Origin of the sequence: Lysobacter sp. Root690, from assembly GCF_001427785.1 — a bacterium.
GTDB lineage: Bacteria > Pseudomonadota > Gammaproteobacteria > Xanthomonadales > Xanthomonadaceae > Lysobacter.
The window spans coordinates 518,865-542,393 of record NZ_LMHM01000013.1; the positions used below are offsets into that span (position 1 = coordinate 518,865).

At 67.1% G+C, this 23,529-nt stretch carries 23 protein-coding genes; 15 read left to right on the top strand and 8 right to left on the bottom strand.

The genetic code is table 11. The features are described 5' to 3' along the window. Nucleotides 1-122 precede the first annotated feature (122 nt). The 8 genes from nagZ to ASD86_RS14305 all read left to right on the top strand — a co-directional run bounded on the left by nagZ (nucleotide 123) and on the right by ASD86_RS14305 (nucleotide 6,994). A complete protein-coding gene (gene nagZ, locus ASD86_RS14270) occupies nucleotides 123-1,118 on the top strand; it encodes a beta-N-acetylhexosaminidase (RefSeq protein WP_056111592.1) in 996 nt (331 codons plus the stop codon). Next, nucleotides 1,118-1,684: a hypoxanthine-guanine phosphoribosyltransferase gene (locus ASD86_RS14275; RefSeq protein ID WP_056111595.1), complete on the top strand. Its 567-nt coding sequence runs from the start codon at nucleotides 1,118-1,120 to the stop codon at nucleotides 1,682-1,684. Before nagZ ends, ASD86_RS14275 begins: the two co-directional genes overlap by 1 nt. Before the next feature lie 140 nt (nucleotides 1,685-1,824). After that, nucleotides 1,825-2,607 carry an S-methyl-5'-thioinosine phosphorylase gene (locus tag ASD86_RS14280; RefSeq protein ID WP_056111600.1) on the top strand — a complete coding sequence of 261 codons (783 nt, stop codon included), beginning with the start codon at nucleotides 1,825-1,827 and terminating at the stop codon, nucleotides 2,605-2,607. Nucleotides 2,608-2,779: 172 nt separating this feature from the next. Then, nucleotides 2,780-2,986, top strand: a complete 207-nt coding sequence (locus ASD86_RS14285) for a cold-shock protein (RefSeq protein WP_031373678.1) — start codon at nucleotides 2,780-2,782, stop codon at nucleotides 2,984-2,986. An 814-nt stretch (nucleotides 2,987-3,800) separates the two neighbouring features. Then, nucleotides 3,801-5,438 carry an acyl-CoA dehydrogenase family protein gene (locus tag ASD86_RS14290; protein WP_157476633.1) on the top strand — a complete coding sequence of 546 codons (1,638 nt, stop codon included), beginning with the start codon at nucleotides 3,801-3,803 and terminating at the stop codon, nucleotides 5,436-5,438. Then, the gene (locus ASD86_RS14295; protein ID WP_056111605.1) at nucleotides 5,435-5,941 is read left to right on the top strand and encodes a L,D-transpeptidase family protein; all 507 of its coding nucleotides are present in this window, start codon (nucleotides 5,435-5,437) and stop codon (nucleotides 5,939-5,941) included. The genes ASD86_RS14290 and ASD86_RS14295 overlap by 4 nt, the downstream gene beginning before the upstream one ends. A 172-nt stretch (nucleotides 5,942-6,113) precedes the next feature. Next, nucleotides 6,114-6,305, top strand: a complete 192-nt coding sequence (locus tag ASD86_RS14300; RefSeq protein WP_056111608.1) for a hypothetical protein — start codon at nucleotides 6,114-6,116, stop codon at nucleotides 6,303-6,305. Nucleotides 6,306-6,493: 188 nt separating this feature from the next. Further along, nucleotides 6,494-6,994, top strand: a complete 501-nt coding sequence (locus ASD86_RS14305) for a YfbM family protein (protein WP_056111611.1) — start codon at nucleotides 6,494-6,496, stop codon at nucleotides 6,992-6,994. A gap of 35 nt (nucleotides 6,995-7,029) precedes the next feature. Here ASD86_RS14305 and ASD86_RS14310 read toward each other — a convergent pair whose 3' ends face one another. Then, nucleotides 7,030-7,257 (bottom strand): hypothetical protein, encoded by a 228-nt coding sequence (locus tag ASD86_RS14310; protein ID WP_056112745.1) that lies wholly within the window; start codon nucleotides 7,255-7,257, stop codon nucleotides 7,030-7,032. A gap of 157 nt (nucleotides 7,258-7,414) precedes the next feature. Between ASD86_RS14310 and ASD86_RS14315 the strand changes: the two genes are divergently transcribed. The 5 genes from ASD86_RS14315 to ASD86_RS14335 all read left to right on the top strand — a co-directional run bounded on the left by ASD86_RS14315 (nucleotide 7,415) and on the right by ASD86_RS14335 (nucleotide 12,046). Continuing rightward, nucleotides 7,415-7,615, top strand: coding sequence for a hypothetical protein (locus ASD86_RS14315; RefSeq protein WP_056111614.1), 201 nt, complete (start codon nucleotides 7,415-7,417; stop codon nucleotides 7,613-7,615). A gap of 151 nt (nucleotides 7,616-7,766) precedes the next feature. Next, complete coding sequence (locus tag ASD86_RS14320; RefSeq protein WP_056111619.1) at nucleotides 7,767-8,183, top strand: DUF4279 domain-containing protein; 417 nt, start codon at nucleotides 7,767-7,769, stop codon at nucleotides 8,181-8,183. 200 nt (nucleotides 8,184-8,383) lie between these two features. Further along, nucleotides 8,384-8,821 carry a DUF4279 domain-containing protein gene (locus ASD86_RS14325; protein ID WP_056112747.1) on the top strand — a complete coding sequence of 146 codons (438 nt, stop codon included), beginning with the start codon at nucleotides 8,384-8,386 and terminating at the stop codon, nucleotides 8,819-8,821. A gap of 377 nt (nucleotides 8,822-9,198) precedes the next feature. Next, nucleotides 9,199-10,395, top strand: a complete 1,197-nt coding sequence (locus ASD86_RS14330; protein ID WP_056111622.1) for a S1 family peptidase — start codon at nucleotides 9,199-9,201, stop codon at nucleotides 10,393-10,395. Nucleotides 10,396-10,852: 457 nt separating this feature from the next. Then, the gene (locus ASD86_RS14335; RefSeq protein WP_162253668.1) at nucleotides 10,853-12,046 is read left to right on the top strand and encodes a S1 family peptidase; all 1,194 of its coding nucleotides are present in this window, start codon (nucleotides 10,853-10,855) and stop codon (nucleotides 12,044-12,046) included. Nucleotides 12,047-12,049: 3 nt separating this feature from the next. Here the strand turns inward: ASD86_RS14335 and ASD86_RS26810 are convergent, their stop codons facing one another. Next, nucleotides 12,050-12,496 carry a hypothetical protein gene (locus tag ASD86_RS26810; RefSeq protein WP_157476637.1) on the bottom strand — a complete coding sequence of 149 codons (447 nt, stop codon included), beginning with the start codon at nucleotides 12,494-12,496 and terminating at the stop codon, nucleotides 12,050-12,052. 152 nt (nucleotides 12,497-12,648) lie between these two features. Between ASD86_RS26810 and ASD86_RS14345 the strand changes: the two genes are divergently transcribed. Then, nucleotides 12,649-13,848, top strand: a complete 1,200-nt coding sequence (locus tag ASD86_RS14345; RefSeq protein ID WP_056111633.1) for a S1 family peptidase — start codon at nucleotides 12,649-12,651, stop codon at nucleotides 13,846-13,848. Between the two features lie 161 nt (nucleotides 13,849-14,009). On the opposite strand, the gene ASD86_RS14350 is transcribed toward ASD86_RS14345, so the two are convergent. From ASD86_RS14350 to ASD86_RS14370, 5 genes are all read right to left on the bottom strand, one after another. Then, nucleotides 14,010-14,600: a hypothetical protein gene (locus ASD86_RS14350; RefSeq protein ID WP_056111636.1), complete on the bottom strand. Its 591-nt coding sequence runs from the start codon at nucleotides 14,598-14,600 to the stop codon at nucleotides 14,010-14,012. Between the two features lie 265 nt (nucleotides 14,601-14,865). Then, nucleotides 14,866-16,668 carry an ABC transporter transmembrane domain-containing protein gene (locus ASD86_RS14355; protein WP_056111638.1) on the bottom strand — a complete coding sequence of 601 codons (1,803 nt, stop codon included), beginning with the start codon at nucleotides 16,666-16,668 and terminating at the stop codon, nucleotides 14,866-14,868. 10 nt (nucleotides 16,669-16,678) lie between these two features. Continuing rightward, entirely contained in the window at nucleotides 16,679-17,299 is a 621-nt protein-coding gene (locus ASD86_RS14360; protein ID WP_056111640.1) for a YigZ family protein, read from the bottom strand. A gap of 89 nt (nucleotides 17,300-17,388) precedes the next feature. Next, complete coding sequence (locus tag ASD86_RS14365; protein WP_056111642.1) at nucleotides 17,389-18,549, bottom strand: hypothetical protein; 1,161 nt, start codon at nucleotides 18,547-18,549, stop codon at nucleotides 17,389-17,391. Further along, nucleotides 18,546-19,100: an RNA polymerase sigma factor gene (locus tag ASD86_RS14370; RefSeq protein ID WP_036112363.1), complete on the bottom strand. Its 555-nt coding sequence runs from the start codon at nucleotides 19,098-19,100 to the stop codon at nucleotides 18,546-18,548. The genes ASD86_RS14365 and ASD86_RS14370 overlap by 4 nt, the downstream gene beginning before the upstream one ends. A 216-nt stretch (nucleotides 19,101-19,316) precedes the next feature. Here ASD86_RS14370 and ASD86_RS14375 point away from each other — a divergent pair, with 216 nt between their 5' ends. Continuing rightward, nucleotides 19,317-22,373: an EAL domain-containing protein gene (locus tag ASD86_RS14375; RefSeq protein ID WP_082578349.1), complete on the top strand. Its 3,057-nt coding sequence runs from the start codon at nucleotides 19,317-19,319 to the stop codon at nucleotides 22,371-22,373. Here ASD86_RS14375 and ASD86_RS14380 read toward each other — a convergent pair. Beyond that, a partial coding sequence (locus ASD86_RS14380; protein ID WP_235567761.1) for a YfbK domain-containing protein occupies nucleotides 22,363-23,529 on the bottom strand: 1,167 nt, incomplete at its 5' end. The two genes, ASD86_RS14375 and ASD86_RS14380, sit on opposite strands and share 11 nt — an antisense overlap.

Here is a 23,529-nt window from a genome sequence, read left to right on the forward strand (position 1 = left end):
GGCCGCGACGGCGCCGGAACCGGCCTTCCGGCCGCCCGGGCCGGGCAGGGTGCCCCCGCCGCACCATCTGCGCGACAATGCACCCTGCGCATACCGCGCTGTTTCTCCCTCAGGAGTTCCGCATGCTCGTGATCGGCGTCGCCGGTACCGAACTCACCGCGCAGGAACGCGACTGGCTGCAGCACGATGCCTGCGCCGGCGTGATCCTGTTCAGCCGCAACTTCGCGTCCAAGGCCCAGGTCGCTGAGCTGTCGGCCGCGATCCGCGCCGCCGCGCCGCGTCCGCAGTTGATCTGCGTCGACCAGGAAGGCGGGCGCGTGCAGCGCTTCCGCGAGGGCTACAGCGCCTTGCCGCCGCTGGAGGTGTTCGGCAAGCAGTACGCGCACGACCCCGTCGGCGCGCTCAAGCTGGCCGAGGAACACGCGCAGCTGATGGCCGCCGAAGTGCAGGCCAGCGGCGTCGACCTGAGCTTCGCGCCGGTGGTCGACCTGGGCCGCGGCAATCTGGCGATCGGCAACCGCGCCTTCGATCCCGATCCGCAGGTCGTCGCCGAGTTCACCCGCGCCTACGTGCGCGGCATGCACGCGCGCGGCATGGCCGCGACGATCAAGCATTTCCCCGGTCACGGCTCGGTCCTGGCCGACACCCACTTCAACGACGCGGTCGACCCGCGCACGCTGGAGGAATTGCGCGCGACCGACCTGATCCCGTTCGTCGCAGGCATCGAGGCCAAGGCCGACGCGGTGATGATGGCGCACGTGTCGTACCCGGCGGTCGCGCCGGAGCCGGCCGGGTATTCGCGCCGTTGGATCGAAGAAATCCTGCGCCGCGAGATGGGCTTCCGCGGCGTGGTCTTCAGCGACGACATCGGCATGGCCGCGGCGTTCTCGGTCGGCGGGATCAAGGCGCGCATCGACGCGCACCTGGATGCCGGTTGCGACGTCGTGCTGGTCTGTCATCCGCAGTTGGTAGAAGAGTCGCTGGCCGCGGTCGAAGGCCGCCGCCTCAACACCGCCGCGCTGCTGGGCCTGATCGGCCGCGGCGCGATGGGCTGGGACGGCCTGATCGCCGACAGCCATTACGGCGAAACCCGCACCCGCTTGGAAGGATTGGCTTGATGAACGTGAAACACGAGTCCGGGCACGACCTGGCCCAGGCGCTGGAAAACGCCGATCTGATTTTCGATCGGCGCACCCTGGAGCGCGAGATCGCGCGCATGGCGGTGAAGATCCGCAGCGACTACGCCGGCAGCCGTCCGGTCTACCTGACGATCATGCACGGCGGCATGCCGTTCGCCGCGCAACTGGCGATGGAACTGGGCGAGCGCGGGCTGGATCTGGAATTCGATTACCTGCACGCCACCCGCTACCGCGGCGCGACCACCGGCGCCGACCTGGTCTGGAAGCATCGCCCGGCGACCCCGCTGCGCGGCCGTCGCGTGTTGCTCGCCGACGACATCCTCGACGAAGGCCACACCCTGCACGGCATCCGCGAATGGTGCCGCGAACAGGGCGCGATCGAAGTCCGCATCGCCGCGCTCGCGGTCAAGGCCCACGACCGCTGCGTCGAAGGCGTATGCGCCGACTACATCGGCGTGGAAGTGCCCGACCGCTACGTGTTCGGCTACGGCATGGATTACCACGAGCAGGGCCGCAACCTGCCGGCGATCTATGCCTTGAAGTGAGGCCGCAGCGGGGCGCGGGAAGCGGCGAATCGAAGTGCGTCAAGGCCCGATAAGCTCGCATCGCCACAACGCCCCGCGTACTCGACTATTTCCTCACTCCTCTCAACTCATTCCTGTTTCTCATCCCCGGACTTCCCGCAATGACCCAACCCATCGACCTCGCCCTGATCGGCGGCACCGGCCTGTACCGCATCGCCGAACTGCAGGACGTGGAATCGCATCAGCCGGTCACGCGCTACGGCGCGCCGTCGGGTCCGGTGCGGATCGGCACCCTGGGCGGGCGCCGGGTGGCGTTTCTGGCGCGTCACGGCGAAGGCCATTCCTTGCCGCCGCACCAGATCAACTACCGCGCCAACCTCGCCGCGTTGCAGGCGCTGGGCGCGCAACGCGTGCTCGCGCTCAATACGGTCGGCGGCATCACCGAACGGTTTGGCCCGCGCGTGCTGGGTTGCCCGGATCAGTTGATCGATTACACCTGGGGTCGTATCTCCACCTTGTGCGAGGAGCCCGGCACCGAGGTGCTGCACGTCGATTTCGGCGAGCCCTATACGCGCGCGTTGCGCGCCGACGTGATCGCCGCGGCGGCGAGCGCGGGCGTGAGCCTGGTCGACGGCGGCTGCTACGGCGCCACCCAGGGCCCGCGTCTGGAAACCCGCGCCGAGATCGCGCGCATGCGTCGCGACGGCTGCGATCTGGTCGGCATGACCGGCATGCCCGAAGCCGGGCTGGCGCGCGAATTCGGCCTGGATTACGCCTGTTTGGCGATTGTCGCCAACTGGGCCGCGGGCGCCGGTCCGGACCTGGACGAAGTGATCACCCTGCAGGATGTGCTCGACAACGTGGCCGCGGCGTCCGCGGGCCTGCCGGCCTTGCTGGTCGCCGTGCTCGACCGCCTCGGCGCTTCGGTGACCCCAGTCGCATAACTGCGATTTGGGTGCATCCGGCGTGGCCGGATATCGCTTCAAAACACGTGCTGGATGTTGTCACGCTGAGCCGTTGTCATCTTGCGGCACAGTTTGCATACTCGGTAGTGCGTCTCGCGCCACATCCGGCGGCGACGCACGTCAACGCATCCAGCATGAGGTCAATAAGGATATGCAGTACGGCACCGTGAAGTGGTTCAACGACGCCAAGGGCTTCGGTTTTATTTCTCCCGAAGATGGCAGCGCGGATGTATTCGTGCATTTCTCCGCGATCAACGCAAAGGGTTTCCGCAGCTTGCAGGAAGGCCAGCGTGTCAGCTATCAGCTGACCCAGGGACCGAAGGGCGCGCAGGCGTCCGAAGTGGCTCCGGTGGTTTGATTCGCCTTTGCCCCTAGGGGCAATGTCTGGCCGAATCGCATCGGACAGTTTCCAAGGCTCCGCTTCTGGCGGGGCCTTTTTTCTTTTTGGCTTGGTGGTGGTGGGGTGGGTTGGTCGTGCGGGGGTTGCGATGCAGGCTTGTCGCAGTGCAACAGTGCGCACGCGCTGGACGGGTTGCGTACGAACGGTCGGTGTTTGAAGCGCGCCCATGTAGAACTCCGGTGTCGTGCGGCGACCAGGATCAGTCGGCAACACGGACGCATTACATCCTCCAATTCCGTCATCCCCGCGCAGGCGGGGATCCAGGGCTTCACCGCGGCATGACTGTGAAGTCTCTGGATCCCCGCCTGCGCGGGGATGACGAGCAAAGGCGAATGCGTGCTGCCGTGATTGCAGCACGGCAGTGCAGCAGAGTGCGACTGTGCGGCGGTGCGACAGGGCAACAAGGCAACAGAGCAACAGAGCAACAGAGCAACAGGGCGATGGCGTGACAGGGCGACAGGGCGAAGTGGCGTGACGACGCCAACCATGCGGCGCCCTTGGAACATGCAGCCGCCGTGGCGATACGGCAATCGAGGCTGCGGGACGATCCAGACCCACGCAGCAGCCCGACGTTAGGTAACCAAGGCAGCGCAACAACCCGCGCGCATGGCATCCCTCATCACCGTCATCCCCGCGAACGCGGGGATCCAGTGACTTTAGCGTCATGTCGAGGTGAAGCCCTGGATACCGACCTTCTCGACGAACACGAGCGACAGCGCAGCCGCCACAGAATCACTAGAATCGGTGCATAGCCCCACGGAGAGTCACCCTCATGGACACGCTGCCCCCGTTCGCCACCCATCGGGTCGAGAATCAGCCGCCGCCGTTCGCGCCGCGCGACCTGTGGCGCGACGACCTCGCGCTGCGCGAAGCGGTCGAGCGCGAAGGCGGGGCAGGGTTCGCCGACAATCTGGCCGCGTACGGCGCACTCGCCGGCAGCGAACTCTACGAACTGAGCTTCGACGCGCATCGCGACAAGCCGCGGCTGCGCAACTACGACGCTTACGGCCATCGCATCGATCGAGTCGAATTCCATCCGAACTACCACGCCATCATGGGCCACGCGATTGGCCACGGCGTCGCCGGCCTGTCCTGGCATGATCCGCGCCCGGGTTCGCACGTCGCGCGCGCGGCGCTGAGTTATCTGCACCATCAGGTCGAACCGGGCACGAGTTGTCCGCTGACCATGACCCACGCCAGCGTGCCGGTGTTGCGGCACGCGCCGGCGCTGCACGACTGGATGCGCAAGGCCGCCGCGCCGCACTACGACGGCCGCGATATCGGTTACGGCGACAAGGCCGGGTTGACCCTCGGCATGGGCATGACCGAGAAGCAGGGCGGCTCGGACGTGCGTTCCAACCAGACCGTCGCCACGCCGATCGGCAACGACGAATACGAACTGGTCGGCCACAAGTGGTTTTTCTCCGCGCCGATGTCCGATGGCTTCCTGGTGCTGGCGCAGGCGCCGGGTGGGCTGAGCTGTTTCCTGATGCCGCGCTGGCATCCGCACGGCGGCAAGAACGCGATGCGGCTGATGCGGCTCAAGGACAAACTCGGCGACTGGTCCAACGCCTCGTCGGAAGTGGAGTTCATCGGCGCCTGGGCGCAGCGTATCGGCGAGGAAGGCCGCGGCGTGGCGACGATCATCGAGATGGTGATGCTGACCCGCCTGGACTGCATGCTCGGTTCGGCCGGCGAGATGCGCATGGCCCTGGCGCAGGCGCTGCATCACGCGCGCCATCGCCGCAGTTTCGGCAAGCCGCTGATCGAGCATGCGCTGATGCGCAACGTGATCGCCGACCTAGCGATCGAATCCGAGGCCGCCACCGCGCTGGCGATCCGCGTCGCCGGCGCGATCGATCGCGCGCCGTCGTCGGCCCACGACGCCGCGTTCGCGCGCATCGCCACCGCGATCGGCAAGTTCTGGATCTGCAAGCGCGCGGCGGCGTTCGTCAATGAAGCGCAGGAATGCCTGGGCGGCGCGGGTTATGTCGAGGAATCGATCCTGCCGCGTTTGTACCGGCAGGCGCCGCTGAATTCGATCTGGGAAGGCAGCGGCAACATCCAGTGCCTGGATGTGCTGCGCGCGCTCGGCCGCGAACCCGAGGCCGGACGCGCGCTGTTGGCCGAGTTGGAACGCGCGCGTGGCCGCCACGATGCGCTGGATGCGCGCATCGACGAACTGGCGCCGGCGCTGACCGGCGCGGCGGCTTTGCACGAGGCGCAGATGCGCGCGTTCGTCGAACGGCTCGCGCTGGCCTTGCAGGCCGCGCTGCTGTTCGTCGCCGACAGCCCCGCGGCGATCGCGTTCTGCCGCAGCCGGGTCGGTGGCGCGCATGGGCTGGGGTTCGGTACCCTGCCGCACGACTTGGAATTGGATGCGATCGTGGCCAGGAGCCTGCCGGTATGAAATGGATTTCCGTGAGTGTTTTCGCCGCGCTGCTCGCTTGCGTGTTGGCCTGGGTGCCGGCCTGGGCGAGGACCCCGCCGGCGATGGCGCCGGCCGCGCAACGCGCCGACCGCATCGTGGTCGACAAGGCAAAGCGGCGCATGCAGCTGTTCAACAACAACATGGTGATCCGCACCTATTCGATCCTGCTCGGCGACGCGCCGAGCGGGCACAAGCGCCAGCAGGGCGACGAACGCACGCCCGAAGGCGATTACCGCATCAGCGGCCGCAATCACAACAGCCGCTTCCATCTGTCGTTGCGGGTGTCGTACCCGAACGACGCCGATCGCAAGCAGGCGCGCGCGCGCGGGGTCGACCCCGGCGGCGACATCATGATTCACGGCGGCACGCCGGCCGGGTACCGGCGCGACTGGACCGACGGCTGCATCGCGCTGACCAATCAGCAGATCGAGGAAGTGTGGAGCCTGGTGCCGACCGGAACGCCGATCCGGATCAATCCCTGAGCCGCCGCGTTCGCCGCGGCCGCATATCAGCGGTTGCGATGACGACTTGCTAGGCTGCTCGTGTCCGCGACGACGGCAGGATGCGGCAACGCGCCGCGTAAGGGCCGGTCACGCGGACGCGATGTTGTCGTGTGCTCATCGGTGAAAACCCACTGACAAGGAAGACAGACCCATGAAGAAGATTCGCCTCGCTCCCGCGCTGTTGTCGCTGGCCCTGGTGCTGCTGAGCTTCAGCGCCTCGGCCTTCATCGTCCAGGACAAGGACGGCACCTGGCTCGACTGCAACTGGATCACCAATTCGGCCGGCGAATCCAGGCTGCAATGCGAGCCGCTGGTGTCGCAGCCGCCGGATCCGAATCCCTGAACCTCGCTTCGATCGCAAGGCGCGGCCGGGGCAACCCGGCCGCTTCGGATCGACTCGCGATTGCAACGACCAATCGGGCCGACGCGCCTATCGTCACCGGCGAACGACGCTTTCGCGGCAGCGACGCTGAGCGCCGATAAACCTTCAATCAGACCTTGATCCAAATCTTCATTACGGAGCGCGTTCGAATGGGCATGACATGGAGCGCGACCGCGGTCGACGCGGAACGCACGGCCGCGTTGTTGCGCGCGCCAGGGCAAATCGTCGAGGCCCTGTACGCGGACTACGACGCCGACGAGGCGACCGGGCGCGTGGCGTATCTGGACAAGGCCTGGCATGCGATTCATTTCGTCCTCAACCAGTCGGCGTGGGAAGGCGTGCCGCCGTGGAACTGGGTGATCTTCGGCGGCGAGCCGGTCTCGGACGATCCGGATGAGGACGCACCGCGGCATGTGCCGGCCGATCATGTCCGCCAGATCGCCGCCGCGCTGGCCACATTGCCGGCGGACGAATTCGGCCGTCGCTACGACGCGCAGGCGCTGGCGGACGCGGACATCTACCCCGATGTGATCTGGCTGCGCGACGGCGATGAGGCCAAGGATTACGTCGTCTCGTATTACACGGTGCTGACCGCGTTCTACGCCGATGCGGCCGCGCGCGGCGACAGCGTGTTCACTTCGATCGGTTGAGGCGGGTCGATCGGACAGGCGTGCGCCCGCGACGGTCAGCGCAGGCGTTCGGCATAACCCTCGCGAACGTAGCGGTTGATGTAAGTGTTCAACCCGCGTCCGCCGCGCGCCAGTTCGTGCATGCGCGCGATCGCCTCGGTGCCTGCGCTGTCGGCGGTATACAGATAGACCGAGCCGTCGCCGAACTCGACCGCGATCGCCTGCGGCCCGATCGCATAGCCGCGTACGCCCGAGTCGCCGTTGAGATTGAGATAAGGCTGGATTAACGCGTCGTCATGCATGGGCTCGCCGATCGCCGGCCGCGCGTACACGAACGCGTTCGCCGGCCGTCGCCTGTCCGGGGCAGGGTGGTCCATCCTGGCCCGGATGGGTGTAAGGTCCGGTGAGGCGGCCATGCGGGCCGTCGCGGGAGGTGCAGCCATGCGTGGTTCGCGTAAATCCCAGGCCCTGGCGCTGATCGCGCTGGCCGCGATTCCGCCGCCGGTACACGGCGCGGACTTTTCCCTGGCCTTGTTCTGGCTCGGCCGTGGCGCCGGCGTCGTCGCCGTGGGCTTGCTGACGGTGTGGCTGTTGAGCGAATTCAAGCGCGCGCAGTCGGGCCGCATGCATAGCGGGCCGTAGTCGTAGCGCGCCATCGTCCGGCTTCGATCTGTACCGCCGTATCGCCCAACCGCTGCATCCCGCGCTCCGTTTGGATTGCATGCGGCGCCGATCTGGGATTAGCTGTTGCGACCGCGGGCACGACGTCGGCGGCTAACCGCCACGGCCCTTCATGTCCGAACCCTCCAGCACGGCCTGCCTGCGAATCTGGGGCGATACGCTGATTCCTGACGAAGTGAGCCTGCTGCTGGGTGCGCAACCCACGCATGCCAGAATCAAAGGCGAAGTCACCGTCGGTAAGGCGCTCGGCCGGCAGTATGTGGCCAAGACCGGTACCTGGCATTTCAACGCGTCGCCACGTTCTCCCAGCGATCTCGATGCGCAGGTCAGCGAGATTTTCGCCGCCCTCAGTCACGATGCGCGGGTCTGGGAGCAATTGAGGCTGCATTTCGAACTGGATCTGTTCTGCGGTGTGTTCATGGTGGAAAGCAGTCACGGTATCGGGCTGTGCTCGGAGAATCTGCGGCTGCTCGGTGAGCGTCGCATCTCGATGGAGTGCTGTGTCTACGCGCCTTGCAGCGAGGATTGACGACCCACTTTCAGCCGATCTTCAAAATGCATCGTTGAACGGCACTGGTTGCTCGCGTCCGCCTACCGATCGATGAAAACAATTTTCATCGTGATGCGGTACCGATGCGAACGATCGATCGCGGTAATGCCGTGCATTGATAGCGTGAACAATTCATCGTGCCACTGCCTGCCGCGTTGCCTTCATTCACTGGATCCATGATGCCAGCACTCAAAAAAACCAAGGCGACCTTGCGCATTCACGGCGACGATCTGATCCCGGACGAGGTCAGCCGCTTGCTCGGCGCGCAGGCGGAAAACGCGCAGACCCGGGGCGAGATCCTGATTGGCAAGGTCACCGGCCATCGTCGCGTCGCCCGCACTGGTGTGTGGTCCGTGCAAGCGCAGGACCGATCGCCCGGCGATCTGGATGCGCAGATCGACGACATCTTCGCCCGACTGAGCGACGACCCGGCGGCGTGGGCGCAGTTGCAATCGCGTTTCGCCATGAATCTGTTCTGCGGCTTGTTCATGGGTGGCCGCAACGAAGGCGAGGTGATCAGCGCGGCCAAGCTTCGCCTGCTCGGTGAGCGCGGCATCGAGCTGCAGTTGGACATCTACACGCCGGATCCGGATGAGGTGAAAAATTACGTCGAGTAATTAAGGTCGTGCGACAACGCGGAACATCGACGACATCATCATGGAGTCGTGCTTATTTTGAGATGCGACATTGCACTGCAGCAAATTTTTCGCGACGCGCACGATACGTAGGCGCATCGAACGCGTGAACTGTTCATATCCTTATGCCAATACCTCGTCTTGTGACGTGGCTCGGACTCTGCGTGTGATCGCGCCTTGTGTGCACACCTTGCGCATTAAGCGCAGTTCTTTTTAGCTGGAACGGCCTCGCGAACACAGTGTGCATCCGGATTGCGCGCGGGTTCGCCGACGAGAGGCCGCCGCCACGCCGCGGCGTCGAGAAGCCGCTCGGCTTCATTCCATCGATCCCATGTCAGATTCCTTCAGGAGTTCTTCGCATGTCCGTATCGAAGTCCAATGCGCGCGGTTTCGTGCGCGCTTCCGTTTTCTGCGTCGCGGCCGCGGTCGCCTCGCTGTCTTCCGGCGCCGCGTTCGCCGCCGATGAAGTGAGCCCGGAGCTGAAGTTCGCGATGCAGCGCGATCTGGGCATTTTCCCGGGCCAGATCGCCCAGTACCTGCAGACCGAAAAACTCGCGCGCACCCAGGCCTCGGCGATCGAACGCGATCTGGGCAGCCAGTTCGCCGGCAGCTGGATCGAGCGCAATGCCGACGGCTCGTTCAAGGTGGTGGCCGCGACTGCGGGCGCGCGCAAGGCCAGCGCGATCGGCGGGGTCGAGCTGCGCACTGTGCGGCATAGCCTCAAGCAGTTGCAGAACTCGATGGCGCAGCTCGATGCCGCGTCCAATGCGCGGGTCAAGGGCATCAGCAAGCCGCTCGACGGCGTGCAGAGCTGGTACGTCGATCCGGTCAGCAACGCGGTGGTGGTGCGGGTCGATCAGGGCGCCAGCGAACGCGCGGTGGATTTCGTCGCGGTCAGCGGCGCCGATGCCGGCGCGGTGCGGATCGAGGAAGTGCCTGGCACCTTGCAGACTTCGGTCAACGTTCTGGGCGGCATCGAGTATTCGATCAACAACGCCACCTTGTGTTCGGTCGGCTTCTCGGTCACCCGCGGATCCACCAAGGGCTTCGTCACCGCCGGTCACTGCGGCGGAGTCGGCGCGATCGTGCGCATCGGCGGCACCCAGGTCGGTTCGTTCGCCGCGCGCGTGTTCCCGGGCAACGATCGCGCCTGGGTCAGCGTGGGCAGCGCCCACACCCTGCAGGGCGCGGTCAGCAACTACAGCGGCGGCACGATCGCGATCCGCGGCAGCGCCGAGGCCGCGGTCGGCGCGGCGGTGTGCCGTTCCGGTCGCACCACCGGTTATCGCTGCGGCAACATCACCGCTAAGAACGTCACCGCCAACTACGCTGAAGGCGCGGTGCGCGGCCTGACCCAGGGCAATGCCTGCATGGGCCGCGGCGATTCGGGCGGCTCGTGGTTCACCAGCGCCGGTCAAGCGCAGGGCGTGATGTCCGGCGGCAACGTGCAGTCGAACGGCAACAACTGCGGCATCCCGGCGTCGCAGCGCAGCAGCCTGTTCGAACGCGTGGGACCGATCCTGAGCCAGTACGGACTGAGCCTGGTCACCAGCTGATCGTAGCCACGCTGCTTCATGTGCAATCGCAACGCCCCGCCCCGCGCGGGGCGTTGTTTTTTCTACGCGTCGGTCGTGCGCATCGGATTTCTGAGAAAAAGCATGTGCGCCAGGTGAGTTTTTGTCGTATGCAATGAGTGTGGCGACACCATAAATATGGCTTGTTTTTAGGCTTAAACCGCGATTTTCTGGTTTGGCGTCGTTGCGCAAACTTCATTCGGATCATTGCATTCGCGATCTTGTGACGGCATCGCGTGTTTGTCGCGGACGCAACGCACGTTGGGCCCTGTCAATGCGAAACACCTCGGCGTTATCTGGCCGCGCCGCTCGACCGGCGTTGCGCCCTCCTCCGATCGCAGCCGGTTTCGCGGCCATCGTCCAGCGCGGCGATGTCGTTACGGTCGTGCGCCGCTGGCGCATCGATCGCATCCGTGTACTCACCCAATGGAGTTTCGTCATGTCCGTATCGAAATCGCGTCTGCGCCTGCATGCCCGCCTGATCGCATCCGTCGCGCTGTTGTCCGCGGGCGGCGCCATCGCCGCCGACGATGTCAGTCCGATCCTCAAGACCGCCATGCAGCGCGATCTGGGCGTGTCGTCGAGCCAATTGCAGCAGTACCTGCAGACCGAACGGCTGAGCCAGTCGCTGGAAGCGCGCGCCAGGCAGCAACTCGCCTCGAACTTCGCCGGCAGCTGGATCGAACGCAACGACGACGGTTCGTTCAAGGTCGTGGTCGCGACCTCGGGCACGGCCAAGCGCGCCGATCTGACCGGCGCCGAGGTCCGTTATGTGCGTCACAGCCTCAAGCAGCTGCAGCTGATCCAGTCCGCGCTCGATCATCAGGCGAACACGCGCGTGCCCGGCGTCAGCAAGCTGCTGAGCGGCGTGAATTCGTGGTACGTCGATCCGATCAGCAACGCGGTGGTGGTCTCGGTCGCTCCGGGCGCCGACGAGCAGGCGGTCGACATGATCGCGTCGAGCGGCGCCGACACCAGCGCGGTGCGCGTGGTGACCGACGTCGGTACGCCGCAGACCACCGCGGTCGTCCGCGGCGGCATCGAATACCGCATTCCGACCTCGCAGGGCACCTTCGTGTGCTCGGTCGGCTTCCCGGTGAGGCGCGGCACGGTCAACGGTTTCGTCACCGCCGGTCACTGCGGCACCGCCGGCCAGAACGTCAACATCGGCAGCGCCGCGCTCGGCCGCTTCACCGCGTCGAACTTCCCCGGCACCGATCGCGCCTGGGTCACGGTCAACTCCACCCACACCCTGGCCGGCAACGTCAGCAACTACGCCGGCGGCACGGTCGCGGTGAAGGGCAGCACCGAAGCGGCGGTCGGCGCGGCGCTGTGCCGTTCGGGCCGTACCACCGGCTACAAGTGCGGCACCATCCGCTCCAAGAACGTGACGGTCAATTACCCGCAGGGCGCGGTCCGCGGCCTCACCGAGACCAATGTCTGCACCGGCGGCGGCGATTCGGGCGGTTCGTGGATCACCACGCCCGGCCAAGCCCAGGGCGTGACCTCGGGCGGTGCGTTGCCGGCCGGTTCCAACGACAACTGCTCGGTGCCGTCGTCGCAGCGCCGGACCTGGTTCGAACGTCTGAATCCGATCCTGAGCCAGTACGGCCTGACCCTAGTTACGAGCTGATCTTCAATCTCGGGTCTTGACCTCGAAACGCCCCGCGATCGCGGGGCGTTTCTTTTTGGCGGCAATCGATGAGCGGTGCGGTCGATTGGTATCGAACGGCGGGTTTTGCGCCTGCTTAGGCACCGCCGCACGCGCAATCGAATTGCGTCGATGCATGGACAGGTCGCGCAGACGATCGCGTCCGCGCAACGCTCGCGGAGGCGAGGACGGCAGCGCGGTTCGAAGATGCGCTACGACGCGCTGGATGAGACCGAAACGTACGCATCGGATGAACGCTCTCGGTTTCGAGGCACGTCGGGTACGCCCATTCGATATCGCCAAGTTCAAAATCATCTGCTGCATTGAATGCACAGGAAGTGTGCGATTTTCCTCTGGATCGCCGTTCCTGTGATGCGTGTTGGGTATGCGACGACGGTAATTCGCGCTTTCGTCTTGCGCGTCGCGGGGCATCGTTTTATCTGGTGATGTCGTTTGATTCCGCTGCGCGATTCATTCGCGACCGCGCACCGGGCCGCGACCATCGTCGAGGACGGCGATGTCATTGCGATGGTCCGCGTCTTGCGCGGCCGTTGCTTTCGCGTACCAAATCAAGGAGTTTTTCCATGTACGTAACGAAATCTAATCTGCGCCTGCGCGCCTGCCTGATCGCATCCTTCGCCGTGTTGTCCGCCGGCAGCGCCACGGCCGGCAACGCTCCCGACCCAGTCCTTCAGGCCGCCATTCAACGCGATCTGGGCCTGTCGTCGAGTCAACTGCAGCAGTATCTGCGGGTCGAACGGCTGAGTGAGTCGCTGGAAGCACAAGCCAGGCGCGAGCTCGCTTCGGGTTTCGCCGGCAGTTGGATCGAGCGCGGCGACGATGGCTCGTTCAAGGCGGTGGTGGCTACCTCGGGCAGCGGCAGGAATGCGAATTTGCCGGGCGCCGAAGTGCGTCACGTGCGCCACAGTCTCAAGCAACTGCAATCGATCCACGCATCGCTCGACGCGCAGGCCGGCGCCCGCGTGCCGGGCATCAGCAAGATGCTGGCCGGGGTGAATTCGTGGTACGTCGATCCGACCACCAACAGCGTGGTGATCGCCGTGGCACCGGGCGCCGAGGCGGCGGCGATCGACATGGTCGCGCTCAGCGGCGCCGATACGAGTGCGGTTCGCTTCGTGACCGACACCGGCACGCCGCAGACCACCGCTACCGTGCGCGGCGGCATCGAGTACCGCATTCCGATCGGCGCGGACATTTACGTGTGTTCGGTCGGTTTCGCGGTCAAGAAGGGTACGGTCAAGGGGTTCGTCACCGCCGGTCACTGCGGCGAGGCCGGCCAGGCGGTGAACATCGGTAACGTCGCGCTGGGCCGGTTCACCGCGTCGAAGTTCCCCGGCAACGATCGCGCCTGGGTGACGGTGCGCGGCGAACACACGCTGGCCGGAAACGTCAGCAAATATGCGGTAGGCGGCACCGTCGCGGTGAAGGGGAGCGCCGAGGCCGCGATCGGCGGGACGTTATGCCGTTCGGGGCGTACCACGGGCTACAAGTGCGGCACCATCCGCTCCAAGAACGTGAGCGTCAATTACGGCGGCGCCGGGGTGGTCAGCGGTCTGACCGAAACCAACGTGTGCACCGGCAGGGGCGATTCGGGCGGGTCGTGGATCACCCATTACGGCAACGCCCAGGGCGTGACCTCGGGCGGTGCGTTGCCGGCCGGTTCCAACGACAACTGTTCGGTGCCGGCGGATCAGCGCAGGACTTGGTTCGAACGTTTGAATCCGATCCTGAGCCAGTACGGGCTGACCCTGGTCACGAGCTGATCGTCAGGCTCGGGTCTTGACCTGGAAACGCCCCGTGATCGCGGGGCGTTTCTTTGTGGGCGCGGTTCGATGGCCGTAGGTTTCGATCGATCGTCGACCTGGTCCGGCGAAGGATGGCGCGGCGAGCGCTCAGTGGGGGATCGAAAGGTGCCGGCCAGGCATCACCATTGCGGGCCCATCGGCACGTCTTCGGCTTGCCAGGCCTTGCGACTGGCTGGTGCGAACTCGCGCGCCTGCGCGCTGCGCTCGCGGTCGAGCGTGAGGGTCACGGTTTCGCGTTCGCCCGGCTCGCTCGGGCGATAGCCATCGCGGTGGGTCAGGCGGCCGCTCAGGCGCTTGCCGTCGAGCGTGCCGTCGAATTCGAACAGATCGCGCGAGGGACGGCCGTCGGGGCCGGTATCGCGGTTGATCTCCTGGCCGAGGGTGAGCTTGGCTCGGAAGAACAGCGTGCGCTTGACCGGGTCGTAGCGAACGTCCTGCAGGCGTCCGCGCGGGGTGTCGCCGACCATGCCCTGCGAGGAATAGAACAGGCCGAACACTTGGCCATTCTCGCGGTACAGCTCGCAGTCGTAGCCCTCGGCGTGCGGGTCATCGCCGCTGCCGGTGATGCGCACGTTGCTGTAGACGCCGAGGGTTTCCACGCTGGGTTGCGGCGGCGCGGCCCAGGTGGTCAGCGGCAGGGCGAGGGTCGCGGCGAGGAGCCAGGGACGCAGGCATTGGAGCGAGTGGGGTGCTACGGCGATATCGGGCATGGCGGCGGCCGCGGGGAGTCGCGGCGATCTTCGTCGATGCGAGCAGCCATGTCAGCCGCTGTGGCGTTGAATATGCGGGCGCTTAGTTGTACGGGTTGCGATCAGGTTTCGCCGGTGATTGCATTGGCGTGGTCGCGGCTTGCGCCGCTCCTGCAGTCGCTTCGTCGATGCGGCGCGAAAGGGCTTGGCGGAACGACTGTAGAAGCGGCGCAAGCCGCGACCACGAACCCGCGTCTATCGACGCGCGCCGCGAAGCCCCCGCGCTTCAGTCCAGGAACTGCAACTTCGCCAGTTCCGCATACAACCCGCCTTCGGCCAGCAACTGCGCATGGGTGCCTTCGGCGACGATGTTGCCGCGGTCCATGACCACGATCCGGTCGGCCTTGAGCACGGTCGCCAGGCGGTGGGCGATGACCAGGGTGGTGCGGCCTTCCATCAGCGTTTCCAGCGCCTGCTGCACCGCGCGTTCGCTTTGCGCGTCGAGCGCGCTGGTGGCTTCGTCGAGCAGCAGGATCGGCGCGTCCTTGAGCAAGGCGCGGGCGATCGCGATGCGTTGCTGCTGGCCGCCGGACAGACGCGCGCCGCGTTCGCCCAGTTCGGTCGACAGGCCCTCGGGCAGGGCGCGGATGAAATCCTCGGCATGCGCGGCGCGCACCGCCTGATCGATTTCCTCGTCGCTGGCGCCGAGCCGGCCGTAGCGGATGTTGTCGCGCGCGGTGGTGGCGAAGATGGTCGGTTGCTGCGGCACCAGCGCGATCGATTCGCGCAGGTCGGCCGGATCGGTGTCGCGCACGTCGATGCCGTCGACCCGCACCGCGCCGCTCTGCGGATCGTGGAAGCGCAGCAGGATCGAGAACACGGTGCTCTTGCCGGCGCCGGACGGGCCGACCAGGGCCACGGTCTCGCCGGGATTGACCCGCAGGCTGAAGTTCTGCAACGCCGGCAGATCGACGCGTTGCGGGTAGTGGAAGGCGACACGGTCGAACACGATCTCGCCGCGCAGCGGTCGTGGCAGCGCGAGGGGCTGCGCCGGCGCCTGCACCGCGTTGTCTTCGTTGAGCAGTTCGCTGATCCGGCCCATGCCGCCGGCCGCGCGCTGCAGGTCGTTCCAGACTTCGGCCAGTGCGCCGATCGAGCCGCCGCCGATCAAGGCGTACAGCACGAACTGGCCGAGGGTGCCGCCGCTCAGGCGGCCGGCGACCACGTCGTGCGCGCCGGACCACAGCACCAGGGTGATCGCGCCGAACACCAGGGTGATGGCGGTCGCGGTGACCAGGGCCTGGGCGGTGATGCGCTTGCGCGCGGTCTGTACCGCGATCCGCAGCGATTCGCTGAAACGGCCTTGTTCGTAGGGTTCGCGCGCATGCGCCTGGACCGTGCGCACCGCGCCGAGGGTTTCCGCGGCCAGGGTGTTGGCGTCGGCGATGCGGTCCTGGGTGGAGCGCGAGATCTTCTGCAGCTTGCGTCCGCCGATGATGATCGGCAGCACCGCCAGCGGGATGCCGACCAGGGCGTAGGCGGCCAGGCGCGGGCTGGTATAGAACAGCATGCCCAGGCTGCCGATCACCGTGACCGAGCTGCGCAGGGCCACCGACATGCTCGAGCCGACCACGCTGCGCAGCAGTTCGGCGTCGGCGGTCAGGCGCGAGACCAGTTCGCCGCTGCGGGTGCGGTCGTGGAAGCCCGCGTCCAGCGCGATCACATGGCGGTACAGGGTTTCGCGCAGGTCGGCGACCACTTTTTCGCCGAGCAGCGAGACCAGGTAGAAGCGCAGCGCGGTGGCCAGGGCCAGCGCGATCGCGACCAGGAACAGGATCAGGAAAGCCTGGTCGATCGCGCCGCTGCCGCCGCCGGTGGCGCTCTGGGCGAAGCCCTGGTCGATCATTTTCTTGAACGCCAGCGGCATGCTCAGGGTCGCGGCGCTGGACGCGGCCAGGGCGAACAGCCAGGCGATGAACAAGCCGCGGTACTTGCGAACGAACGGCCACAAGGTGCTCAGGCTGCCGATCGGGGCTTTCTGCAGGTCGCGGCGGGTGTCGGCTCGGTAGCCGGCGCTTGAGTCTGTCATCGGGTGGCGTTCATCGGCTTGGGCTCCGTTCGCCGGGATCGTCCAGGCGCACGCGATTACGAGTGGCGTCGCGCAGCTGCGCTTTCAAGGCGGGCAATTGCGACGTAGGCAGGCGAATCCGCACGCGCACCCCGTCGGCATCGAAGCGTTCGTGGTCTTTGTGCGCGCCGAAGGCGTTCAACGCGGCATGGACCGCGCCGATGTCTTCGAACGGATAGGCCAGGTCGAGTTCGTCGTATTGGACCAGTTCGCGGCGTTCGGCGCGGCGCAGGCATTCGGCCGCGCTGCCGCCGTAAGCGCGGACCAGGCCACCGGCGCCGAGCTTGATGCCACCGTACCAGCGCGTCACCACGGCCACCACCTGGTCCAGGCCCTGGCCGTCGATCGCGGCCAGGATCGGCCGCCCGGCGGTGCCGGAGGGTTCGCCGTCGTCGTTGAAGCGGTATTCGCCGCCGATGCGGTAGGCCCAGCAGTTGTGGGTGGCGTCGGGGTCGGCGACGTCCTGCACGAAGGTCAATGCGTCGGCGGGGGTGGTCACCGGCGCGGCCACGGCCAGGAAGCGGCTGTGCTTGACCTCGATCTGGTGGCTGGCGCGCGCGGCGAGGGTCGCGGTCGGGGCGCCGTCGCTCATCGACGTGGGCTCATCGGAGCGGGCTTATGACAGCGAGCTCATGCGCGCGCACGGCTGCATGCGTCGGACCGCGCCGGCAACGGCCGCGCTCATTTCAGCAGCGCGCGCAGATCGTCCGGCACCCGCGTGTGCGGATGGGCGCGGCGGAAGCGTTGCAGGCTCTCGCGTGCGCGCTCGGTTTCGCCGGCATCGCGGTAGCCACGGATGCGGTCGAGCCATTCGCCCGGGGCCAGGCGGCTTTCGTTGCCGGCGTCGTTGCCGATGCGGCTGCCGGTCACTTCAACCCGATCGAGGGTCGGCGAGGCATTGCTGCTCTTGCTCGATGGCTCGGGCGCGGCCTGGACGTCGGCGCGCTCGCTGTAGCCTTCGGCCTTGCCCAGGGTCGCCGCGTCCGCGGCGACGGCCGCGGCCTTCGCGGCGCGCTTGCTGCTCAGGTTGTCCGCAGGCGAGGCCCATCCAGCGTTGGCGGCGGGCGCGGCCTCGACCGGCGCGGGCGCCGACATCACGCCCATCGGTGCCGGCGGCGGCGGGGGCGGTGGCATCGCGGGAGCGGACTTGAGTTCGCGTTCGGCGGGCGCAGGCTTGATGCGACGCAGGGGGTTGGTCGCCCGTGCCTCGGTTGCAGCGGCCTGCGCGCTGGCCGGGGCCTCTTCGGCGCGGCTGCGCTTGGCGGCTTCGTCTTCGACGATCGCCTTGGGCGGCGCCGCCGGTGCGGGTGGTGCCGACTGGGCGGTCACCGGAGCGGGTTTCATCGCCACCGGCGCGGCGGCCTCGGCCGCGCGGTCGGCGGCCATGCCGGCGCCGGGCGCTACCTCGGCCGGTATCGCCGGCGCGGCGACCGAATCGGCGGCGGACACCGCTGCCGGCGCTGCCGCGGCCGCTTCGGCCTGGATTTCGGCGGATTGGGCACCGCCGCTGTCGGCGACCGGCTCGACCTGGGCGCTCGCGACCACGGCGACGTCGTGTTCCTGCTGAGCCGCTTCCATCTCCGTCGCCGCCGGCCGCAGTTGCCAGGCGATGCCGACCGCCAGGCTCAGCGAGGCGGCCACGCCGATCCACATCGGCCAGCGTTGCTTAGGCTTCGCGCGCAGGCGAGGCTGCTCGGTCGCCACCGCGGCGTGCGCGGCGGCGAGGATGCGCGCGTCCAGCGCCGGCGAGGGGCCGTCGCTCGGGCCCAGCCGCAGCAGGCGCTGGGCCAGCTCGCGTTCTTCGGGCGACAAGGGGTCGGGAGCGTCGGGACGGCGGTTCATTCGGTCAACCTCGCGCGCAACTTGTCCATCGCGTAGCGCAGCCTGGATTTGACCGTCTCGCGGCCGGCCCCCGTGATCTCGCCGATCTCCTCCAGACTCAGTTCCTGTTCCAGGCGCAGCAATACCACTTCGCGCTGCTCCTCGGGCAATTCCTCGATCGCGCGCTGCAGGCGGCGGCGCTGTTCGAATTCGGACAGTTCGCGCTCGGGCGTGGTCGGGTCGGGCACGCGCGCGGCACGCTCGTCGCCGTCGTCGGGCGCCGGCGGGCGGTGCTTGAGGCCGCGCCAGTGATCGTTCAGGCGATTGTGGGCGATCCGGAACAGCCAGGTGCTGAACTGCGCATCGGGCTTCCAGCCATGGCGCGCGCCGATCACGCGCTGCCAGATGTCCTGGAAGAATTCGTCGGCGAGCGCCGAATCACGGATCTGCCGCAGCAAGAAGCGGTACAAAGGGCCGCGATGGCGCGCGTACAGAACCTCGAACGCGGCGACGTCGCCGCCCGTCCAGGCCAGCATGAGTACGTCGTCGCTCGCATCCGCAGCGGAATTCATCCGCGGCAGGGTACGGCCTGGCGGCGCCGACGGGAAGCGGTTGCGCGAGGAAAGCCGGTCGTATAGCGAAGGTTGCAGGGCCAGTTGCATGCAGGTAACAACGGCCCGAGGCCGGGGATGGGGTTGCCGGCCAGGCCCCGGCCTGCGGCGCTGGCGTGAAGCTCGCGTTATCCTGCGTCCTGCGTAGAAGGCGGCGAACCGGTGCGGAACGAAGTAATGCAAGGGGCAACGGTCAGCGAGACCTCCACCGACGAGGCCTTGGCCTGCGCGCTGCAGGAAGCGCTGCCGGCCGGTACCCAGGTGGTGGTATGCTGGCGCGCTGCGCCGCACGGCCACATTTCCGAATCGTGCACCCCCGGCGGCGAGCACGCGCTGCGCGATGCCGCGCGGGTCCTGCTCGAACGCGATCCGCCCGCGATCGGCGCCTCCGACGATCGTTACGGCGATCGCATCGAGGCGGCGTGGTGGCTGGAGGACCGCAGCCGCGCCAGCATTGTCGCGCACCTGCCGCAGGCCCTGCCGACCGCGTTGCGCGCGGCCTGGCTGGCGATGGCGCGGCGGATCGTCGCCGCCGACCTGTCGGCGGTGCGCGCGCATGCCCGCGCCGAGGCGCTGGAAAAATCCGAGCGCCTGCAGCAGGCCCTGTACGGCATCGCCGATCTGGCCGGTTCCGGGCTGGAGATGACCGACCTGCTCAGCCGCATCCACGGCGTGGTCTGCGGGCTGATGTACGCGGAGAATTTCTACATCGTGCTGTACGACGACGTGCTCGACACGATGCGTTTTTTGTACTTCGCCGATTGCAACGATCCGTACGTGGCCGATCCGGCGAAGGCGATCCGCGGCGACGAGATGCCCAGCAGCCTGACCCTGGCGCTGCTGCGCCATGGCGAAGCGCTGCAAGGCAGTTCGGCCGACCTGCGCCAGCGCCTGGGCGTGGCCGACGACGATTACCACGGCCCCGACAGCGCCGACTGGCTCGGCGTGCCGATGCGCCGCGACGAACGCGTGTGCGGCGCGATCGTGGTCCAGCACTACGACAGCGCCGGCAGCTACGGCGACGAAGACCGCGCGCTGTTGTCGTTCGTCGCCCAGCACATCCTGACCGCGCTCGACCGCTTCCGCGCCCGCGAGGAACTCGAACGCCGGGTCACCGAGCGCACTTACGCGCTGCAGCTGAGCAACCGCGATCTGCAGGCCGAGATCATCGAACGCCAGCGTTCCGAACGGCTGCAGCGCGCGCTGTTCCGGATCGCCGAGCTGACCATCACCTCCGACACCCTGGAACGCTTCTATTCCCAGGTCCACGACGTGGTCAGCGAGCTGCTGTACGCGCGCAATTTCTATATCGCGCTGCTGTCGGACGACGGCGAGCGCCTGCAATTCCCGTATTCGATAGACGAACGCGACGTGATCCGCGAAACCCGCCGGCTCGCCGACGGCCTGACCGAATACGTGATCCGCCAGGGCCGGCCGCTGCTGGCCGATCGGCACCGCATCGCCGAGCTCAACAGCCGCGGCGAAGTGCGCAGCCACGGTTCGGCCGCGCATTGCTGGCTCGGCGTGCCGCTGTTCCGCGACGACACCGTGGTCGGGGTGATCGCGATCCAGAGCTATTCGCGCGCGATCAGCTTCAACGCCCGCGATCAGGAACTGCTGACTTTCGTCGCCCACCACATCAGCATCGGCCTGGCGCGCAAGCAGGCGCAGGACCGGCTGGTCACCGCGCACGGCGAACTCGAGCAACGCGTCGCCACCCGCACCCGCGAACTCGCCCACACCAACGCCGAACTGGTCGCCCAGATCGGCGAGCGCGTGCGCGCCGAGCAGAAACTTACCCACCAGGCGCTGCACGACGCGCTGACCGGGCTGCCCAATCGCGGCCAGTTGCTCGAACGCCTGGATTACGCGATCGCTCACGCCCAGCGCGACAACCGCCCGTTCGCGGTGCTGTTCCTGGACCTGGACCGGTTCAAGCTGGTCAACGACAGCGTCGGCCATTCGGCCGGCGACGAACTGCTGATCGAAAGCAGCCGGCGCATCGTTGCGACGGTGCGCAGCGCCGACATGGTCGCGCGTCTGGGCGGCGACGAATTCGCGATCCTGATCGAAAGCATCGACGGCCTGATCGTCGCCGAAGACCTCGCCCAACGCGTGCTGCGTTCGCTCGGCGAGCCGTGCTGGGTGGCCGGGCGCGAAGTGTTCCCGTCGGCCAGCGTCGGCATCGCCATGTGGCATCCGCGCTACCGTAGCGGCATCGAGCTGCTGCGCGACGCGGATGCGGCGATGTACCGCGCCAAGGGCGCTGGGCGTGGCCGTTTCGCCGTGTTCGACGAGGAGATGCGCGAGCAGGCGCTGCGCATCCTCGACCTGGAAGCCGACCTGCGCCGCGCGATCAACGGCGACGCCTTCATCGCCCACTACCAGCCGATCGTGCGGCTCGACGACCAGACCGTGATCGGTCACGAGGCGCTGCTGCGCTGGCGCCACGAAAAACGCGGGCTGTTGTTGCCGCGCGAATTCATCGGCCTGGGCGAGGACAGCGGGCTGATCGAAGAGGCCGACTGGATCTTGTATGCGCGGGTGATCGCGCAGCTCGCGCGTGGCGGCCATGGCTATATCTCGGTCAACGTGTCGCCGCGGCATTTCCGCGCCCACGATTTCGCCGATCGCCTGTTGCGCATGATCGACGAGGCCGGCGCCGATCCGCGCCGGCTGCGCATCGAAATCACCGAGGTGGCGCTGCTCGACGACGTGCCGCGCGCGCTGCGGATGTTGCAGACCTTGCGCAAGCACGGGGTGTTGGCGCAGTTGGACGATTTCGGCACGGGATTTTCGGCGTTGTCGTATTTACATCGATTCCCTATCGAGTGTCTCAAGATCGATCAGAGTTTCGTCGCCGGGTTGGTCGGCGAATCGCGTCTTGAAAGCATCGCGGTGGTACGCGCGATCCAGGCATTGGCCGGCACGCTCGGCATCCACACCATCGGCGAAGGGGTCGAAACCCACGCGCAACGGCTGGTCCTGCGTGAACTCGGCTGCACCTACGCCCAGGGCTATCTGTTCGGGCGTCCGGCCGAGGCGATCCGCGCTGAATCGCGAATCTTCGACGGCGAAGACGTGCTGGACGGTTCGGCCGATGCATCAAGCGACGCATCGGGCGAGGTCGCGCCGCTCGATGGCGGAGAAAAAGAGGGTGCCGTCCGCGCGCAGTTCGACGAGCCTGACATCGTCGAACCCGCCACGGACGACACCCGCAGCCTTACTCGCTGATCGCCACGCCGCTGCTCGGCTTGAGTTCGCCGATCTGGGCCTTGGCGCGTTCGACCAGACGCACGAACTCGGCGCGCTGACCGGTGGGATCGGCCTGCTTGAGACCGCGCGCGGTGGCGGCGATCTGATCCCAGCCCCAGCCGTCGTACTGGCTGGCGCCGCGCAAGCCATCGGCGAACGCGGCGACCGATGCGGCCATGCGCATCGGTTCGCTCGCGACCACGCGCAGGCTGGAGCGCTGCACCGGGGTTTCGATCAACACGCTGCGATCCTCGCCCGGGCGCTTGTAGCGCAGCTTGAGGTTGGCGATCTCGTTGCCGCCGCCGCTGCTCGCGGCCTCGTTGGCGTAGCGCAGCGCCGGCAACCGGGTCGCGCTGGAACCGACCGGGGTCAGCTCGTACAAGGCGGTGACTTCGTGGCCCGCGCCGATATCGCCGGCGTCGACCTTGTCGTTGGCGAAATCCTCGCGCTTGAGCAGGCGGTTTTCGTAGCCGATCAGGCGGTATTCGGCGATCAGCGCCGGGTTGAACTCGATCTGGATCTTGACGTCGCGGGCGATGGTCATCAGGGTCGAACCCATTTCCTCGACCAGCACCTTGCGCGCTTCCTGCACGGTGTCGATGTAGGCATGGTTGCCGTCGCCGACATCGGCCAGCTTCTCGGACAATTCGTCGTTGTAGTTGCCGCTGCCGAAGCCGAGCGTGGTCAGGGCGACGCCGCTCTTGCGCTGATCGGCGACCATGGTTTCCAGCGCGTTGTTGTCGACCGTGCCGACGTTGAAATCGCCATCGGTGGCCAGGATCACCCGATTGACGCCGTTCTTGACGTAAGCCTGCCTGGCCGTCGCATAGGCCAGGCGGATGCCGTCGCCGCCGTTGGTGCTGCCGCCGGCCTGCAGGCGGTCGAGCGCGGCGAGGATTTCTTCCTGACGGTCGCCCGGGGTCGGCGGCAACACCAAACCAGCCGATCCGGCGTAGACCACGATCGAGATCCGGTCCTGCGGGCGCAACTGCCGGGCGAGCATCGAGAACGCGCTCTTGAGCAGCGGCAGCTTGTCGGGCGAATTCATCGAGCCCGAGGTATCGATCAGGAACACCAGGTTGGCCGGCGGCAGATTCTTCTTCGGCACTTCATAACCCTTGATGCCGATCATCAG